At 47.4% G+C, this 15,816-nt stretch carries 20 protein-coding genes and 1 tRNA gene; 10 read left to right on the forward strand and 11 right to left on the reverse strand.

Annotated elements, in window-relative coordinates; genetic code table 11:
* Positions 1-114: 114 nt before the first annotated feature.
* On the forward strand, positions 115-1,578 hold the full coding sequence (locus tag ACZ44I_RS06100; protein WP_464551613.1) for an RNB domain-containing ribonuclease: 1,464 nt from the start codon (positions 115-117) through the stop codon (positions 1,576-1,578).
* 68 nt (positions 1,579-1,646) lie between these two features.
* On the opposite strand, the gene ACZ44I_RS06105 is transcribed toward ACZ44I_RS06100, so the two are convergent.
* The 9 genes from ACZ44I_RS06105 to ACZ44I_RS06145 all read right to left on the reverse strand — a co-directional run bounded on the left by ACZ44I_RS06105 (position 1,647) and on the right by ACZ44I_RS06145 (position 6,825).
* Entirely contained in the window at positions 1,647-2,102 is a 456-nt protein-coding gene (locus ACZ44I_RS06105) for a hypothetical protein (protein WP_464551612.1), read from the reverse strand.
* Between the two features lie 155 nt (positions 2,103-2,257).
* A complete protein-coding gene (albA, locus tag ACZ44I_RS06110; protein WP_464551611.1) occupies positions 2,258-2,533 on the reverse strand; it encodes a DNA-binding protein Alba in 276 nt (91 codons plus the stop codon).
* An 8-nt stretch (positions 2,534-2,541) separates the two neighbouring features.
* Positions 2,542-3,558 carry an aspartate-semialdehyde dehydrogenase gene (gene asd / locus ACZ44I_RS06115; RefSeq protein ID WP_464551610.1) on the reverse strand — a complete coding sequence of 339 codons (1,017 nt, stop codon included), beginning with the start codon at positions 3,556-3,558 and terminating at the stop codon, positions 2,542-2,544.
* 86 nt (positions 3,559-3,644) lie between these two features.
* On the reverse strand, positions 3,645-3,818 hold the full coding sequence (locus ACZ44I_RS06120; protein ID WP_300330776.1) for an indolepyruvate ferredoxin oxidoreductase subunit alpha: 174 nt from the start codon (positions 3,816-3,818) through the stop codon (positions 3,645-3,647).
* 64 nt (positions 3,819-3,882) lie between these two features.
* Complete coding sequence (gene dapB / locus ACZ44I_RS06125) at positions 3,883-4,641, reverse strand: 4-hydroxy-tetrahydrodipicolinate reductase (protein ID WP_300330781.1); 759 nt, start codon at positions 4,639-4,641, stop codon at positions 3,883-3,885.
* Positions 4,634-5,521: a 4-hydroxy-tetrahydrodipicolinate synthase gene (dapA, locus tag ACZ44I_RS06130; protein WP_464551609.1), complete on the reverse strand. Its 888-nt coding sequence runs from the start codon at positions 5,519-5,521 to the stop codon at positions 4,634-4,636. The genes dapB and dapA overlap by 8 nt, the downstream gene beginning before the upstream one ends.
* 8 nt (positions 5,522-5,529) lie before the next feature.
* Positions 5,530-5,721 carry a 30S ribosomal protein S17e gene (locus ACZ44I_RS06135; RefSeq protein ID WP_300330790.1) on the reverse strand — a complete coding sequence of 64 codons (192 nt, stop codon included), beginning with the start codon at positions 5,719-5,721 and terminating at the stop codon, positions 5,530-5,532.
* 11 nt (positions 5,722-5,732) lie between these two features.
* Complete coding sequence (locus tag ACZ44I_RS06140; protein WP_464551608.1) at positions 5,733-6,287, reverse strand: thiamine-phosphate synthase family protein; 555 nt, start codon at positions 6,285-6,287, stop codon at positions 5,733-5,735.
* A complete protein-coding gene (locus tag ACZ44I_RS06145) occupies positions 6,280-6,825 on the reverse strand; it encodes an HDIG domain-containing metalloprotein (protein WP_464551607.1) in 546 nt (181 codons plus the stop codon). Before ACZ44I_RS06145 ends, ACZ44I_RS06140 begins: the two co-directional genes overlap by 8 nt.
* A 147-nt stretch (positions 6,826-6,972) precedes the next feature.
* Between ACZ44I_RS06145 and ACZ44I_RS06150 the strand changes: the two genes are divergently transcribed.
* Complete coding sequence (locus ACZ44I_RS06150; protein ID WP_464551606.1) at positions 6,973-7,149, forward strand: hypothetical protein; 177 nt, start codon at positions 6,973-6,975, stop codon at positions 7,147-7,149.
* 31 nt (positions 7,150-7,180) lie between these two features.
* On the opposite strand, the gene ACZ44I_RS06155 is transcribed toward ACZ44I_RS06150, so the two are convergent.
* Together ACZ44I_RS06155 and ACZ44I_RS06160 are read right to left on the reverse strand one after the other, a co-directional pair.
* Positions 7,181-8,233 (reverse strand): DNA primase large subunit PriL, encoded by a 1,053-nt coding sequence (locus tag ACZ44I_RS06155; RefSeq protein ID WP_464551605.1) that lies wholly within the window; start codon positions 8,231-8,233, stop codon positions 7,181-7,183.
* Positions 8,233-8,976 (reverse strand): DNA polymerase sliding clamp, encoded by a 744-nt coding sequence (locus tag ACZ44I_RS06160; protein ID WP_464551604.1) that lies wholly within the window; start codon positions 8,974-8,976, stop codon positions 8,233-8,235. Before ACZ44I_RS06160 ends, ACZ44I_RS06155 begins: the two co-directional genes overlap by 1 nt.
* A gap of 131 nt (positions 8,977-9,107) precedes the next feature.
* On the opposite strand from ACZ44I_RS06160, the gene ACZ44I_RS06165 reads away from it, so the two are divergent.
* The 8 genes from ACZ44I_RS06165 to lysS all read left to right on the forward strand — a co-directional run bounded on the left by ACZ44I_RS06165 (position 9,108) and on the right by lysS (position 15,754).
* Entirely contained in the window at positions 9,108-9,713 is a 606-nt protein-coding gene (locus ACZ44I_RS06165; RefSeq protein WP_464551651.1) for an RlmE family RNA methyltransferase, read from the forward strand.
* Positions 9,694-10,578, forward strand: coding sequence for a GTP 3',8-cyclase MoaA (gene moaA, locus ACZ44I_RS06170; protein WP_464551603.1), 885 nt, complete (start codon positions 9,694-9,696; stop codon positions 10,576-10,578). The genes ACZ44I_RS06165 and moaA overlap by 20 nt, the downstream gene beginning before the upstream one ends.
* A gap of 167 nt (positions 10,579-10,745) precedes the next feature.
* Positions 10,746-11,258, forward strand: a complete 513-nt coding sequence (locus tag ACZ44I_RS06175; protein ID WP_464551602.1) for a hypothetical protein — start codon at positions 10,746-10,748, stop codon at positions 11,256-11,258.
* A gap of 9 nt (positions 11,259-11,267) precedes the next feature.
* Complete coding sequence (locus tag ACZ44I_RS06180) at positions 11,268-12,446, forward strand: M20 family metallopeptidase (RefSeq protein ID WP_464551601.1); 1,179 nt, start codon at positions 11,268-11,270, stop codon at positions 12,444-12,446.
* Between the two features lie 45 nt (positions 12,447-12,491).
* The gene (locus ACZ44I_RS06185; RefSeq protein WP_464576424.1) at positions 12,492-13,160 is read left to right on the forward strand and encodes a hypothetical protein; all 669 of its coding nucleotides are present in this window, start codon (positions 12,492-12,494) and stop codon (positions 13,158-13,160) included.
* Positions 13,161-13,211: 51 nt separating this feature from the next.
* A tRNA-Arg gene (locus tag ACZ44I_RS06190) sits at positions 13,212-13,283 on the forward strand.
* Between the two features lie 113 nt (positions 13,284-13,396).
* On the forward strand, positions 13,397-14,092 hold the full coding sequence (locus ACZ44I_RS06195) for a TIGR00266 family protein (protein ID WP_464551599.1): 696 nt from the start codon (positions 13,397-13,399) through the stop codon (positions 14,090-14,092).
* A gap of 144 nt (positions 14,093-14,236) precedes the next feature.
* Entirely contained in the window at positions 14,237-15,754 is a 1,518-nt protein-coding gene (gene lysS, locus ACZ44I_RS06200; RefSeq protein ID WP_464551598.1) for a lysine--tRNA ligase, read from the forward strand.
* Positions 15,755-15,816: the final 62 nt, after the last annotated feature.

Raw genomic sequence — 15,816 nt, forward strand, 5'->3', positions numbered from 1 at the left:
TCAGAATAAATAGTTCGATCTGGTTTATAATTACTGGTAAAGCCTTTCGGATGACTGAGATATGAGATAAAATCTCCAACAGCTTCATCATCAGTCGCACCGTATTCATCTTTTATGCAGCCAAGCAATCCACCGGATCTCAGGAAGATAGCAGATGAGGCAATGGAGAGGTATGGCTTCCTGCCGACATTTCCAAAGAGTGTCATCTCAGAAGTAAACAACCTCAATGTTGAGATGAGACCGGAAGAGAGAAGATCTGCCCGTGATCTCAGGTCCCTTCTCTGGATCTCTATTGACAATCATGACACTATGGATATTGACCAGATACAGTTCTGTGAAAAGGGGCCGGATGACGAAATACAGGTGAAGATCGCAATAGCTGATGTCGATCACCTTGTCGGGAAGGGATCGGCAACCGATCGGCACGCTGCAAAGCATGGAACCTCGATTTATACCGGTGTTGTAACCTACCCGATGATTCCGATCCGCCTCTCGGAAGATATCACCTCTCTCCACCCAAAAAAAGACAAACTGGCAGTTGTTATCGAATATACTGTTCTTTCTGATGGATCAATCCGTCACGGGGATATCTATCCGGGAATCATCCATAACAAAGCAAAGCTGGTGTATGAAGTTGTCGGAGAATGGCTCGAAAACAAGGGTGCTTTTCCCTATGAAGATCTTGATATTCCAAAACTCCCGGAACAGCTTCTCCTGCAGCATGAAGCAGCTCAAAAGATGAAAGAGGAGCGAGCAGAGCAGGGATTTCTTGATCTTGAAACAATAGAAGCCTCGCCGGTTATGGTTGAGGGAAAAGTCACCGGCCTTGTCATCCAACAGGAGAGTTTTGCCCATTCTCTCATTGAGGAATTTATGATCTCCGCAAACAGGACACTAGTCGCCCGCCTGAATGAACGATCGTATCCGATGATCCAGCGGATTGTCAGGACTCCAAGGAACTGGCAGGGCATAGTCGAAGAGGCAGCCTCACACCATTTCAGGTTACCTGCTGATCCTGATGTCCCGGCACTTGCCTCGTTTCTTATTGCAATGAAGAAGAAAGACCCCGAATCTTTCCCTGATCTCTCCCTTACCGTCGTCAAGCTCATGGGACCCGGGGAATATGTGGCAATAGCGCCGGATGAAGATTCGGTTGGCCATTTTGCCCTTGCAGTAACAGATTATACTCATGGAACGGCACCAAACAGGCGTTATGTGGATATAATCATCCAGAGGCTGATCAAAGCCAGTATTGAGAGGAAAGAACCCCCCTATGACATAGATGAGCTGACTATGCTTGCCGGACACCTCTCTGCATCAGAAAAAGCCGCAAAAAAAGTGGAGCGGTTTGTGAGAAAAGCAGCAGGTGCTGTTCTTTTGATGGACAGGGTGGGTGAGACATTCAGGGGTCTTGTCACCGGTGCTTCAGAGAAAGGAACCTATGCCAGAATCATTGATCCGCCTGTAGAAGGTCGGGTCGTAAAGAACATGGATGGATTGAAGGTTGGACAGAGAGTTCAGGTTCGCCTTTTAAAAACCGATCCTGAGAAGGGATACATTGATTTTGAGCGTATCTGATCTCAGGTGAATCTGGGCCCTCAAAAAACACTATTTCTCAGTCCTTAAAAGCCATGTGTATATCGCGATTATGAACGGGCAGTAAAGTACCCAAATCCTTCTTCCATCTGTTGAATCATGAAGAACCGACGAGTGGATTGTGGCGTCTGTATGTTAAGTTCAGGAATAGTTACCATGAATGAATGACGTGGGAACCAGAATGACCCATCACCATAATCAAAAGACGCATCGTCTACGGTAAGAACTGCCCGTTCGAGATCGGCATATTGGATTTTTGCACCCTCAAAATTCATTGAACGGAGTACTTTTGTCCTGAGATCATGGTTTCCAAGAAGCATAACCAATACCTGAACACCGGTATCGATCGAATAATTGACCGTAACAACAGCATCTGCCCCATCAAGAGCGATATCAACGCTCTCAAAGGTGATATAGCTGTACCTGTTTTCGGGATCAGATGCGGCAACAGGCATACAAGATAAGGCGAATATAAGGAGTGCTGCAACCAGAATGCCTGTTTTCATCAAAATATATTTGTTTCATATAATTATAGTGTTTCTGGTCGAAACCCTCTGGACGAAGTCATCAGACTACATGTATGAAGGCTGCCAAAACATTTGGAAAAACGAGAAAAGAAAAGATGGAATCCATCTTCATGTGGGAGAGGTGAAACTATCTTTCAGAGCGTCTTTGTGAGGATGATCTCGATACTGGATACATTGGTCCTGCCGCTATCTGTCTCAATCTCCTCTGTTGAGGTACAGATATCCTTCTTTCCAACACCCTCAAGGAATCGGTTCAATGAAATCTCAGCAGTATCCACTGCGCGTGAGATTGCTTTTCCCCGGGCCTTGATGGCGACCATTTCCGCGCCATTATTGAACTGTGTCACTACTGCCAGTACATAATTCATAACCGGCTTGTTACCAACGAATACTGTGTTATCTGTCTGCATATGATCCCTCAAATATAACCCTTTGTCTTCAATAGTTCAGCATTGAGGACAGACGCACCTGCTGCCCCCCTGATTGTGTTATGCCCCATAACGGTGTAGCGGATACCTTCCCTGATCCTGCCGATTGAGACCGTCATCCCGTTACCCCTGTTTCGATCCAGCCTGGTCTGGGGGCGATCAGGCTCTTCAAAGATGTGTAATGTCTCCTCAGGCTGGGTTGGCAGACCGGAGAATGGCGGCCTCCATCCGACAAAAGCCTTCTTCGCTTCAGCAGCACCATACTCAGCGTCAATCCAGACAGACATCAGATGGCCGTCAATAACCGGCACCCTGTTACAGCTTGCACTGATTGGAAATGCTGCGGGTTCAATCTCAGCTCCGTTAAATGTACCCAGGATCTTCTTCGGCTCACTCTCCATCTTCTCTTCTTCAGATCCAATATAGGGAATGACATTATCAAATATTGCCATGCCGGGAATACCATCAAACCCTGCACCCGATATCGCCTGAAGGGTAGCAACAGTGACACCGGAGATACCAAGAGGCATCAGTGGTGCAAGGGATGATGAGAGCATAATGGTCGAGCAGTTTGGATTTGTAACGATACATCCATCCCGTCCGCTGTCATGCTGGAGATCGATAAGACCGGTGTGATCGGGATTTATCTCGGCAATAAGCAGGGGAACCTGGGGATCCATCCGATATGATGACGCATTGCTGCATACGATCACCCCTGCTTCGGCAATATCCATCTCCAGTGTCTTTGCGACATCCGCAGGAAGTGCAGAGAAGACGATATCAAGATCTTTCACAGCCTCGACTGTTGTCGGGCTCACGATACGATCAGCCACAGTCTCTGGAAACGGGGCATCCACTCTCCAGTTCACAACCCGTCCGTATGGCTTCCCAGCACTCCGTTCTGACGCGGTAAGTGTGGTAAGGTCAAACCAGGGGTGATTCGCCAGTAATTGGACAAACCGTTGGCCAACGGCACCTGTAGCACCAAGAACTCCAACATTGATCATGGGTAAACAGAAGTAAGGGTGAGAATATATTTAAGCGTTAGAGTTTTAATTTTCGTCAAACTCTATCGGGGGAGATAAAAAAAGAATTATTCCATGTGAATGGCTTCAGCCGGACACTCATCCACACAGGTTTCGCAGTCAACACAGGTATCTGCATCTACAACAGCCTTCTCGTCATTCATAGAGATCGCAGCGGTTGGACAGATATCAACGCATGTTTCGCAGCCTGTACATTTCTCCTTATCAATAACAGCTACCAATTGGATTCCTCCTATAGTATTGTTTAAAAAAGATGAGAAATAGGTTTCGATATACGCACCACGATCAGAGGCCGAGAACCTCTTTCATCGTGTATGTGCCCGCAGGTTGACCCGGCACCCATTTCGCTGCCCTGATCGCGCCCCGTGCAAAAACAGAACGATCGTACGCGCGGTGAGAAAGTTCAATCGTTTCAAAATTGCCTGAGAATAAAACAGAGTGATCACCAACGATATCCCCGCCACGGATCACATGTACACCAATCTCATCAGCGCGTTCAGTCATTCCCTCACGCCCATACAACTTATCCCGTGCCCCCATCTCCTCTTCAAGGATTGCCAGGATTGTTTTTGCTGTACCGCTTGGGGCATCTTTCTTGTACCGGTGGTGTGCCTCGATCACCTCACAGTCATAATCAGGGAGGAGTGATGCTGCATTTCGTATCAGCTGCCAGAAGATATTGACACCCACACTGAAATTTGTGGTCTTGACAATAGGCACGACTCCTTCTGTTGCTTTTTTGATTCGTTCCTCCTCCTCTCCGGAGAAACCTGTTGTCCCGACAACAAGAGCCACCCCTGCGGATGCTGCAATTTCAATGTTCCTGACTGATGCACTTGCTATTGTGAAGTCTATGAGGCAGTCAGGTTTTCTCTCCCTGAGGAACTGCTCCAGATGCTCTGAATCCACAACAGGCTGTCCGAATGCCTCCCCGGAGCGAATGTCAATACCGCCCACAAAGGTGAGATCGGGATCTTCCTCAACCATTCTTCCGATGATTGTACCCATACGGCCAAATGCACCGCAGATTGCAACTTTAATCATAATGACTCAGTATCTCCTTCAATACCGCTTCTTTTTGAGGGTCAAGTTCGGTGAGCGGAAGCCTGAGCGGACCTGCTGCTCCTCCCCTCAGCTCGACACCTTTCTTCACAGGTATTGGGTTTGTATCAATAAACATGCCACGGAAGAGCGGGGAGAGCTCGTAATGGATCTGCTGGGCCCTGATAAACGATCCGGTCCGGCAGGCATCATAGAGAGTTCCCATTCTGACGGGCTCAAGATTTGCAGCAACAGAGATGACTCCATGTCCACCCAGTGCGAGAATCGGCAACGTCATGTTATCATCACCTGAGAGGAGAGCGAATGGATCCTCCCTGTCCAGATCCCGGGTCATCTCAATGATCTGGGAGATCTGGCCGATATCGCCGCTTGCCTCTTTCACTCCGATGATATTCGGATTCCTTGCAAGTTCAACGATCAGATCCGGGGGCAGGTTCTGACCAGTCCGTGATGGGACATTGTAGACGATGATCGGGATGCCGCAGTCAGCCAGTCTGGTATAATGTTTCATCAGCCCGGCACGGTTTGGCTTATTGTAATATGGACTGATAACGAGTGCAGCGTCAGCCCCGATCTTCTTTGCTGCTTTTGTAAGTGTCAGTGCCTCTTCGGTGTTATTCGAACCTGTGCCGGCAATGACCGGTATCCTGCCTCCGACAGCCGAGACCACCTCTTCGATGATCGCTTCATGTTCGGCAAAATTGAGGGTTGCAGATTCCCCTGTAGATCCACAGGGGACAATTCCATCAATACCCTCTGACAAAAGATTTTCGACGTTTGAACGAAGCCCGTTGATATCAACGGACATCGTTTCTGTTCTTTGAAAAGGAGTTATGATAGCTGGTATTATTCCATGGATCATACGCTAGCTTATCTGCGTCTTCTGGTATTTACTTTTCTCGTAATGTAACCCGCCACACGATTTCGCACACCTTTGCTTTCGATGGTGGTGAGATTCGAAACGGCGAGTTTATTCTCATCAAATTCATTAGAGAAGTAATTGCCATGCTTTTCCAGGAGACCTGTTCCGATTGATTTAATGTAGCTTGGTTTGATTCCCATGTATATCGTCCTCAAATTTCCATAGTAGTAATGCGCGATGACAACATAATGATTGTGTTTGCAACCGATGACGGATCCGGTCCAAGGATCCGTATCATCGGCTCTTTTCCAACAGCCCCGCGATCGATTATCATATCCGGGACGTCCTCTTTACAACATGATGCAACGCCCCAATCCATCGTCTGTATGCCGGGGGGCTCATGTTCCCTGTCAAACCAACATACAGTAAAACTCATATCCTCCAATAGAGCGGCCAGAGGCTCAGTAAACCGGATATTTGCAGCAGATCGTATCTCAGGGTTAAACCGCATTGCTGTCAGTACGATCCGGGCAACATGGTCACTTGCACCGAATGCACACTCTCCTACCGGGTGAACACTCTTCCGAAGCGTCACAATCCTCCCTTCCACCCCCGCCACATCAGCCGGGCTTCGGGCACCTTTTCGGGCATAGACAATGTTACTGCCAACTTCGGGGATAAGACGGGGATCCATCTTCCCCTTCAGCTCACTGACAGCATACGCGAGTGCATCGAGTATGTCGGTTTTTTCATCTCTATCAATCATTTGAACACACCCGGATTCGTGTAACTCCTTCGATTGCCGACTGGATAAAGAGATCGAGATCCATCAGTGGTTCAATCGATCGTATCCTGTCACGATCACAACCCGCTGCAAAGCCTTTATCTTTCATCTTCTTCTTCACGGTTTTTACCGTCACCTCTTCTATTGCCCCGCCTTTGACGAGGGCACAGGCGATGATGAGACCAGAAATGCTGTCTGCGGACTGAAGGCAGAGATCAACCGGGGTTGAATGATCCGAAAAGAGATGGTGGTTGTGCTTCATGACAGCATCTGCGATCTCTTCAGATATGCCTGCCTCGCGGAGCATCTCCGCGCCAACCATGCCGTGCCTCTCCATATCTCCGGAGACGATCTCATAATCGATATCATGCAGGATACCGATTGTCTCAAAGAGATCGGGATCTTCATTCAGATGTGGGGCAACAGCCCGCATGATTGCACCGGTTGCTACACAATGCTCAATGAGGCTCTCTGAAGTGACATGTTGTCTGAGGAGGCTCATGGGATCATCTGGTACCATACATTATGGATCTTTTCTGAGGGAGATAGATTCTCTGGTTGGCATCCGGATCAAATGATGAAAGAAAGTGTGATCTACCGGGTTATCCAATGGTTTTGACAGGAGTTATGTGAAAACCATTAAGCCTCTCCTCAGGAGAATATATGTATGCAAAAATGGCTCATGGACATCGCCATAGGGGTTATAAGCCTCATTATATTCCTTGTTCTTCTCATTGGACTGCCAGCGATAATGAATCCGGGATACGCCTATCTCCTCGCTCTCCTGATCTTCATATTCATCCTCATCGGAGCGGGATCAACAGTAATAGAGAAATCAATCTGAACCAGATATTCATTAAAGGATCCCCGCAAAATCATATTTTTTCTTTTTCTTCGTTATTTTGCCTGGGGGAGTTGTTATTACTCGCAGATTTCTTATTTTGCTTCTTCTCTTTCCGGTAATATGAGAGAGGGTGGCTGATAAGTTTGCATTTTGCATTTTTTCCGAAACAGATCCCATGTGTCATCATGGTTGCACAGGATGGTGTTGTATATCCGTCAGTTCCCTGGCTGATGATATGATTCACCTGGTAGGATGTTACTTCAATATTGAAGTCACTCCCTTGTGAGAAGGTACTGATAATCTCTGTTACATCCATTCCGATGGTATGGAGGAATGTGGTCAATGCAAATCTCCCCGAATGGGTGAGATATTTTCCAGTAACAGCCGCCTCATAGAGCGCATGGATACAGGGCGGGAACCGTGACTCCTCGACATCGCCATACTCTTCAACGGTACGTTCGGCAATAATGGACTGGACAACCTGGAGATGTTCAGAAAGGTTGTCACAGACAGATTCGGGCAGGTCAAGAGGAAGTTGATCGAGGAGGAGTGTTCTGATCCGCTCACGGAGAAGAAGATCTTTTTCTTCCTCACTCAGAAAGACCTGTCCTTGTGATAGATCACGGTTCACAAGCCGGAAAGTGTCTTCCCGCAGTGTCTGTGTGATCTCGATATAGCGGGTGTAGGACATACTGTCTCCCAAAAGAGGCATATCCAGTTCCCGAAAGATATGAAGGCGAAGAGCATCGTTCTTTTCGATGGTCTGAAGGAAGTAGAATGCCCGTTCAGCTTCATATCTGGCAAGGGTAGTGATCCCCTGACGGTTTTTGATGCAGGATACAAGAATCCTGGCAAGGCCATAACTGAGAATATCAAGGAATGGATCATCACTATCTGTCCATGCCCTCCCTTTTTTTGACTGGGCGGCATCACGTATTCTATCCACTGCTGCATCAAGGTAGATCCGGTTCTCAGGGTTACCAGTAATAGCGCGAAGAGAATAACCACGCGCTGCGATTACTTCCTGTGCTTCTTTTAAAAAAGGGTAGTGGGCAAGATCCTGCAGTTCAAGCCGGATTTTCATTAATCTGCCTCAATACGGGGTGCGAGGAGATAGGTGACACGCCCTTTGTCCTGGGCGATTGGAAAGAGGAACTGAACCGGATGATCGATTCCAAGTTGAATTTCTACAGTCTGGGATCGCCCGATTACTTTACCCATATCCTTGAGATAGTCAAGTGAGAAGAGCGATCGTGCTTCTGCTGGTTGAACGAACTCGACATCGTCTTTTCCTAGCTCGAGCTTGATATTATCAGTATCGCCCTCTGCCAGCATGATAAAAAGAGAGATCTCAGGGTCAATTTTTAGTGCAATCTTATCAGAAACAACAGATGCTGCTTTAATTGCATTGTTCAGCGTATCGCCTGGAACCCTCACAACTGCCGGCAGATTGAGTGTTGGCGGATTTGGATCCTTGCGGATCGTCTTTGTATCAAGAAGTGATATCGAGTATCGGTAGCTTTTGAAACTTATCGCGAGTTTTTTACTTTCAGCATCCAGTTCAAGCTCGATCGGATCACTTTTTCCTACCATCCCGAGGATATTCTTCAATTTCGCAATATCAAGTCCAATTTCGAGTTCTGTTGCAGCATATGACTGAAATGCACCTGCATCCAGCTCAAGTGAGATCATCGCGACATTTGAGGTATCTACTGCCCGCGTTGTAAAACCCTTCTCACTTATATGAAGACGGCATTCTCCAACCAGAGCTGATATGGCGTCGATCGATTCTCTGAACGTATCTGCATCAATAGTTGCTTTTAACATCACAAACCCCTTATCATATTGATACGAACTAAATACGGATAATTATATTGTTCTATTATCGACACACCCGATGATAAATGATCTGTTACATTGCTTCTATTATTTTGATTGGGGAGAGGAGAGAAGAGAAGATGGGTTCACAATGGTCACGTGATTCGGCTTACACCAGAGCAACCGGTGAGGGGTACCGATCTCGTGCTTCGTATAAACTGCTGGATATCCAGGCAAAATTCGGGATCATCCGTCCCACAGATTCGGTGATCGATCTTGGATCTGCTCCCGGTTCATGGCTTCAGGTATTGAGGAATATCACCGAGGGAGTAATCATTGGCATTGATCTCAATCCGATTGCTCCACTTCAGGGTGTACACACCATAACAGGAGATTTTACAAATCCCCTCATACGTGCAGAAGCACAACGGATCATTGATCCCGTCAGTATTGTCACCTGTGATGCATCCCCGAAGATTTCCGGGAAGAAGAGCTATGATCAGGCGCGCATAATCGATCTGAATGAAGAAGCGCTCAGGTTTGCCCAGGCAGTGCTAAAACAGGGAGGGAATTTTGTCGTGAAGACATTTCAGGGGGAGCTCTTTAATGATTTTCTCGCCGAAGTCAGGGCGAATTTCTATTCTGTCAGGATATACAGCACAAAAGCAACCCGCAAAGGCAGTACTGAGACCTATATAATTGCCAGGAACTATATTCATAAAAGAGATGACAGAGAAGCTGATTGATCCATATGGGCGTCAGGTAACAAATGTTCGGTTTTCTTTGACGCCAGCCTGTAACCTCAACTGTGTGTATTGCCATGCGGAGGGGGAAGAAAAGCCAGATAATTCCCTCAGTACAGATGAAATTATCACAATCATCAATGCTTTCTCTCGCTATCCGATCAGGAGCATGAAATTCACCGGAGGGGAACCTACTCTCCGTGAAGATCTAATTGAGATCATCAGCTCGGTTCCATTACATATCGAGTCATCAATGACAACAAACGGGACACTGCTGGCAGATTGTGCGCATGATCTGAAGGAAGCCGGTCTGTCGCGTGTGAACATCAGCCTTGATACGCTCAGGCACGACCGGTATAAACAGATCACCGGCAGAGACCTCCTCGGAGATGTTCTTGAAGGCATAGATTCTGCCCTTGATGCCGGTCTGACGCCGGTAAAATTGAATATGGTTCTTCTTCAGGGAATAAACGATGATGAGATCCCCGATTTCTTCAGGTTTGTCAGGGGAAACCGGAATCTGATCCTTCAGATCATCGAACTGATGGAGTTTAATGAGTGCACCTCACATGCCGATGTAGACGGACTTGAGAAGAAGATCGCCTCACAGTCAACTGAGATCCTGACACGGAGGATGCACCATCGGAAAAAATATTGTGTCGATGGGGCAGAAGTGGAGGTGGTGCGTCCTCTGCATAATACCGAGTTCTGTGCTCATTGCAATAGAATCAGAGTGACATCAGATGGAAAACTCAAGCCCTGCCTTCTCAGAAGGGATAATGAAATTGATATCAGGGGAAAAACCGGTGATGAACTGGATCAACTGATTCATAAGGCCATCAGTCTTCGCCAGCCTTTTAACCAGTGATAAAGTCAGACTCGGGCTGAACCAGACAACGTCACCTTCTCTTTGTTACCTCTGGCACCAGCTTTGTTCAGCTTTCAGAAGGCTTCCAGAAGAACAGACACATTTTTCAGGAGAAACCATCTGCCGAGACAGTAACCCTTTTTTCCACCCCCTCCATATAATCCCCTATGATGATGGAAAAAAATGAATATGCTCAGGAACTTGAATATCTCTATTCAAAATCTCTTGTTCTTGAATCGATATCTGATTTTCATCCGGTGCTGTGGTTTCACTGGATGGATGCGATCGCGCACATTGATTATACACTAAGTATTGCAGGATTCAGCTATGAATCGCCGCGATCCATCATGGCAGGAGAATATATGCGATGGAGGATTGACGAGGAGAAGAAGGGGGATCGTCCACTCTTCCGGCCATTTGTCAACTGGCTTGCAGAGAATCATCCGGAAACCTTTTCAAAACTTCCAATGCTCTGGCAGGGCATTTATTCAGATTCTGATCCTGCACAGTACCGGAGTTTCCGTATTGTCCTCGATCCGGCATCAAGCAAGCCGATTCCATCACATGCATTTCGGAGCATGATAGATGATCTCTTTGCAAAGGAGCTCATTAAAAGCATATACAACGGTGCATCTCTTGCAACACTCTTTGAGACCTATAAAAAGATCCTGTCACAATAGGAAGGAATCATGGATCCGGTCAGGATTTGTTCAGATCTTATTCAAATAAATAGTGAAAATCCTCCCGGGATCACTACCGAGGTAGTCGGCTATCTCAGTGATCTCCTTGCATCCCTTGGGGTTGCAACAGATGTCATTGAGAATGCTCCTGGCCATTGCAATCTCATCTCCAGAAGGCAGGGCGATCCCCTTCTTCTCTGCGGACATATTGATGCCGTTCCCGCACTTGATGAAGGATGGACACATCCCCCTTACTCAGGTTTCATTGATGATACTTTTGTCTGGGGACGGGGTAGTACAGATATGAAAGGAGGCTGTGCTTCCCTTATCGCAGCCCTTGCCTCCATCATTGACGAAGGGGTTGATCCTGCGGTCTCCCTCGCCTTTGTCTGCGATGAGGAGGTGGGCGGTCCTCATGGCATCCATCATCTCCTGAATAAAGAGCTGCTGTTGCCATCTGACTGTATCATTGCAGAGCCGACTCCTTCAGTCGCTCCATGTATCGGGCAGAAAGGACTCTGCCGCTTTACAATAGAATTTAAGGGCTCTCCCGGCCACAGCTCTCTCTATCCGGCGGTTGGAAAGAGCGCTATCATGGATGCAATGGCTTTTCTTGAATATCTGAAGCTGATTCACAGAAGGGAATTCCCAATAGATCCCACAATGGCCCGTTTAATCGATCATTCTGAAGATGTGCTGGAGGAGATCTTCCAGACCCCCGGCCTCCGATCTATCCTCACCAGAATAATGTATAATCCCGGTGTCATCTCAGGCGGTGAGAAAGCGAATATTGTGGCACAGAAATGCAGGCTTGAAGTCGATCTCCGCCTTCCATTTGGATGTGATGCTCACGAACTCCTGAGTGAGATCAGATCATATGCACCCGATACTGAAATTACCCCCTCAAGCATCTGGAACCCCTCACTGACACCACCGGATGCGGATATTGTCCGGAGAATCTGCGATCAGATCGGGAAAATCCATACCATCAATGCAGAGCCGATTGTCCAGTGGGCAGCCAGCGATGCACGTGAGCTTCGAAAGAAGGGGTTCGATGTGGTTGAATACGGGCCCGGAGATATCAGGACACTGCATGCTATTGATGAACGCGTCGCACATGAAGATCTCAGGAATGCAGCCAGAGTGTTTAGGGGTGTTATCCTCTCGTATCAGGGTCAATCTCCCTGAAACAACCATCTTCTCTTTTATACTTTGAATGGTAACTGATGAACCATGAGCCTGAGGTACGGGGGGTATCTGTTTATTGTGGTTATCTTCATCGTTCTTGTGGCGGGGTGTACTGCCCCTCCAGAGACGATTTCAGAAACTTCAGATGTCACACCCGCGACTGTGCAACCAACGCCACCAGCTGCCGCGACACCGGATGCAGTCATTGATCCATCTGTTGTAGTGCCTGCAACCCCATATCCAACCGGCACCCAGAGGCCTGATCCCGAACAAAACCCATCTGTCGTCACATCCCCTACCCAGACTGTGGGATACAAGACAGTTTACTCTGAAACAATTGAGCTGCATTTTTCAGAAAAAGCGATGATCGTCGAGGTGGCACAGGCTCCACTCATTATTACTGCCAAGATCACGCCGGAGACAGTCACCCGAACTGTTGTTGGCACAAGCCAATATGGGAAGAAGGAAGAGTTCTCAGTAGTTGTCACACGCCCCTCTGAACATGCCTGGTTTGAATGTACTGTCCGTGACGCAGGAACCAGTGAGATCATCGTCCAGGATGGATACAACCGGGGATACACACAGAATACCGACATGGCAATCACCATACGGAGAGCAGGTGTTTTTCATATCACCTTTGGTGGGAATTTTGTGAAGGCCGAGGTAAAGATGCAGCTCCCTGAGACTGCAATTTTGACAGAGCCCATAAACTAATCAATATCTTTTTATCAGAACATCACGTATAGAATAGAGCACCTTTGCAGGGTCCCGGTAGGGTAGTGGATATCCTAGAAGCCTGCGGAGCTTTTGACCCGGGTTCAAGTCCCGGCCGGGGCGTCCTCTATCTTTTCATTGTTTGAATTAACCGATCTTTTCTGCATTTTTGCCAATATGAACCTGGAAACCTTCATCTATTTTCCCGGATATACAGAACGTTTGGTGAATAACCGATGAAATATGAGATACGGTACAAACCATCCTTCTCACTCCTGGTGGTAACATTAAGTCCCGGTGAGAAGATCACAGCAGAAGCCGGTGCGATGACATATATGCATCCCTCGATTACTGTTTCGACGAGGAAGCGTGAGAAGAGCCTGCTCGGATCAATCGGCCTCTCCCTCCTTGGCGGGCAGAGCTTCTTTGTTACCGATTATACTGCCGGTAGTGAACCCGCCGAAGCCGCCTTTAGTGCAGCACCACTTGGGGATGTGGAAACCCTTAGGATCGCGCCCGGAAGTGGCTTTATCGTCCAGAAATCATCCTATCTCGCCGCTACCGAAGGTGTGGATCTGGACATAAAGTGGGAGGGCTTTACAAAAGGTCTCTTTGGGCAGGGACTGTTGATGATCAAAGTATCCGGAGATGGAACACTCTTCATTAATACCTTTGGAGCAATTGACAAACATCTGCTAAAAGAGGGTGAAAAGATGATTGTAGATAACTTCCATCTTGTTGCCTTCAGCGATACCTGCCAGTACCGCGTGACAAAGTTCGGAGGTCTGAAAGAGACTCTCTTCTCAGGTGAGGGGCTTGTAACAGAGATCACAGGACCCGGTGAGATCTATATCCAGACAAAGAATGTCCGCGAACTGGCAGAGATGATCTGGTCGATCATTGAGCCGAGGGTGCAGGCAAAATCCAGGTAATCTTTTTTCACGTGAGGATGAAACCCACCCTCACACCTTAATACTTCTCCATGCGATTATATTGGGTTAACAGGATTTTGATGAATTGCAATCTATTGCAAATATATCATATCCAAAAAAACTCTCACAGAGGGAGATAATTCCATGAATGAGACGCCCGGCCTGAATTTTGATGAACAGAAAGTGGATAAACTCAAGGAACTGCAGGAGAGCGGGATCCTGGTCTATCCCTGGGAATATGCAAGAAACGATCATGCAGCGGAGATAAAAGACAGATTCTCAGAAATCTCGCATGATAAAAGTGAAGAGGTAGTAGCTGTTGCAGGCAGGCTCTATACCAAGCGATCACATGGGAAGACTGTCTTTGCCGATCTGGGTGACGAAAGCGGAAGGATTCAGCTTTATATCCGGAAGAATGATCTTGGTGATGATGCATTTGCCTTCTTCTCAAAGAATATTGATACGGGAGATATCGTTGGTGTCCGGGGCCATGTCTTCAGGACAAAGGTTGGCGAGATCAGCATCTGGGTTGATGAGATTACCCTTCTTTCAAAGGCAATCTGTCCACTTCCTGAAAAGTACCATGGTCTGACAAATGTGGAGACTAGATATCGCCAGCGATACCTCGATCTCATCACAAATGATGAGGCGCGATCAATTTTCAAAACCCGAAGCAGAATAATTAGCAAGCTCAGATCAGATCTCTCTTCCAACGGGTTTATGGAATTTGAGACCCCGACTATCCAGCCGATTTATGGAGGTGCAAATGCCCGGCCGTTTACCACCTATCACAACTATCTCGATCAGAAACTCTACCTCAGGATTGCCCCTGAGCTGTACCTGAAGCGGTTGATCGTTGGAGGCTTTGAGAAGGTCTTTGAGATTGCAAAGAACTTCAGGAACGAGGATATCGATACCCATCATAATCCCGAGTTCACGATGGTTGAGATCTATTCTGCTTATGCAGATTACAATGATATGATGACCCTCACCGAGGATCTTATATCGGGTATCATCAATGAGGCTGCCGGAACATCTGAGGTCGTCTTTGAAGGTGAGCCGATCAACTATTCCACACCATGGAGACGGATATCCATGGAAGAGGCGGTGCTTGATGCTGCCGGGATTGATATCCATGCCCGGACAGTTGAGGAACTCAGGGAACGTGCAGAGAAAGAGAGGATTGACGGCTGGGATAAGGCTGCAACTCCTGGTGAGTTCCTGGTGCTCTTCTTTGAGCATTATGTCGAACCAACGCTTATCCAGCCCACATTCATCTATGACTTTCCGATTGAAAACTCACCGCTTGCCAAGAAGCACCGGACAAAACCAGGCTTTACCGAGCGTTTTGAACTCTTTATCGCTGGCATGGAGATTGCAAATGGCTTCTCTGAGCTGAATGATCCACTTGATCAGAAGGCGAGATTTGAGGAACAGGATGCCAAACGGCAGCGTGGAGATCTTGAAGCACAGATGATCGATTATGATTTTATCAATGCGCTTGGGTACGGGATGCCCCCGACAGGCGGAGTCGGGATTGGTATCGACCGGCTTGTGATGCTCGCAACCGGGCAGAACTCGATCAAGGAAGTGATCCTCTTCCCCTCCATGAAGCCGATCAGGTTCGGTGAAGAGGAATCCGAAGAAGAAGTATCAGAATAAGAGAATGATATCCACTGAGAGATAATCAGGTTATCCTGACGATCTCAACGCTTTTTTTCGAA

The sequence above is a fragment of the Methanocalculus pumilus genome (assembly GCF_055382585.1).

What these genes read in the sequence shown, in the direction of transcription:
- ACZ44I_RS06100 (WP_464551613.1), top strand. Translation starts at nt 115, where the DNA reads ATGCAGCCAAGCAATCCACCGGATCTCAGGAAGATAGCAGATGAGGCA.
- ACZ44I_RS06105 (WP_464551612.1), bottom strand. Translation starts at nt 2,102, where the DNA reads ATGAAAACAGGCATTCTGGTTGCAGCACTCCTTATATTCGCCTTATCT.
- albA (WP_464551611.1), bottom strand. Translation starts at nt 2,533, where the DNA reads ATGCAGACAGATAACACAGTATTCGTTGGTAACAAGCCGGTTATGAAT.
- asd (WP_464551610.1), bottom strand. Translation starts at nt 3,558, where the DNA reads ATGATCAATGTTGGAGTTCTTGGTGCTACAGGTGCCGTTGGCCAACGG.
- dapB (WP_300330781.1), bottom strand. Translation starts at nt 4,641, where the DNA reads ATGATTAAAGTTGCAATCTGCGGTGCATTTGGCCGTATGGGTACAATC.
- dapA (WP_464551609.1), bottom strand. Translation starts at nt 5,521, where the DNA reads ATGATCCATGGAATAATACCAGCTATCATAACTCCTTTTCAAAGAACA.
- ACZ44I_RS06135 (WP_300330790.1), bottom strand. Translation starts at nt 5,721, where the DNA reads ATGGGAATCAAACCAAGCTACATTAAATCAATCGGAACAGGTCTCCTG.
- ACZ44I_RS06140 (WP_464551608.1), bottom strand. Translation starts at nt 6,287, where the DNA reads ATGATTGATAGAGATGAAAAAACCGACATACTCGATGCACTCGCGTAT.
- ACZ44I_RS06145 (WP_464551607.1), bottom strand. Translation starts at nt 6,825, where the DNA reads ATGGTACCAGATGATCCCATGAGCCTCCTCAGACAACATGTCACTTCA.
- ACZ44I_RS06150 (WP_464551606.1), top strand. Translation starts at nt 6,973, where the DNA reads ATGCAAAAATGGCTCATGGACATCGCCATAGGGGTTATAAGCCTCATT.
- ACZ44I_RS06155 (WP_464551605.1), bottom strand. Translation starts at nt 8,233, where the DNA reads ATGAAAATCCGGCTTGAACTGCAGGATCTTGCCCACTACCCTTTTTTA.
- ACZ44I_RS06160 (WP_464551604.1), bottom strand. Translation starts at nt 8,976, where the DNA reads ATGTTAAAAGCAACTATTGATGCAGATACGTTCAGAGAATCGATCGAC.
- ACZ44I_RS06165 (WP_464551651.1), top strand. Translation starts at nt 9,108, where the DNA reads ATGGGTTCACAATGGTCACGTGATTCGGCTTACACCAGAGCAACCGGT.
- moaA (WP_464551603.1), top strand. Translation starts at nt 9,694, where the DNA reads ATGACAGAGAAGCTGATTGATCCATATGGGCGTCAGGTAACAAATGTT.
- ACZ44I_RS06175 (WP_464551602.1), top strand. Translation starts at nt 10,746, where the DNA reads ATGATGATGGAAAAAAATGAATATGCTCAGGAACTTGAATATCTCTAT.
- ACZ44I_RS06180 (WP_464551601.1), top strand. Translation starts at nt 11,268, where the DNA reads ATGGATCCGGTCAGGATTTGTTCAGATCTTATTCAAATAAATAGTGAA.
- ACZ44I_RS06185 (WP_464576424.1), top strand. Translation starts at nt 12,492, where the DNA reads ATGAGCCTGAGGTACGGGGGGTATCTGTTTATTGTGGTTATCTTCATC.
- ACZ44I_RS06195 (WP_464551599.1), top strand. Translation starts at nt 13,397, where the DNA reads ATGAAATATGAGATACGGTACAAACCATCCTTCTCACTCCTGGTGGTA.
- lysS (WP_464551598.1), top strand. Translation starts at nt 14,237, where the DNA reads ATGAATGAGACGCCCGGCCTGAATTTTGATGAACAGAAAGTGGATAAA.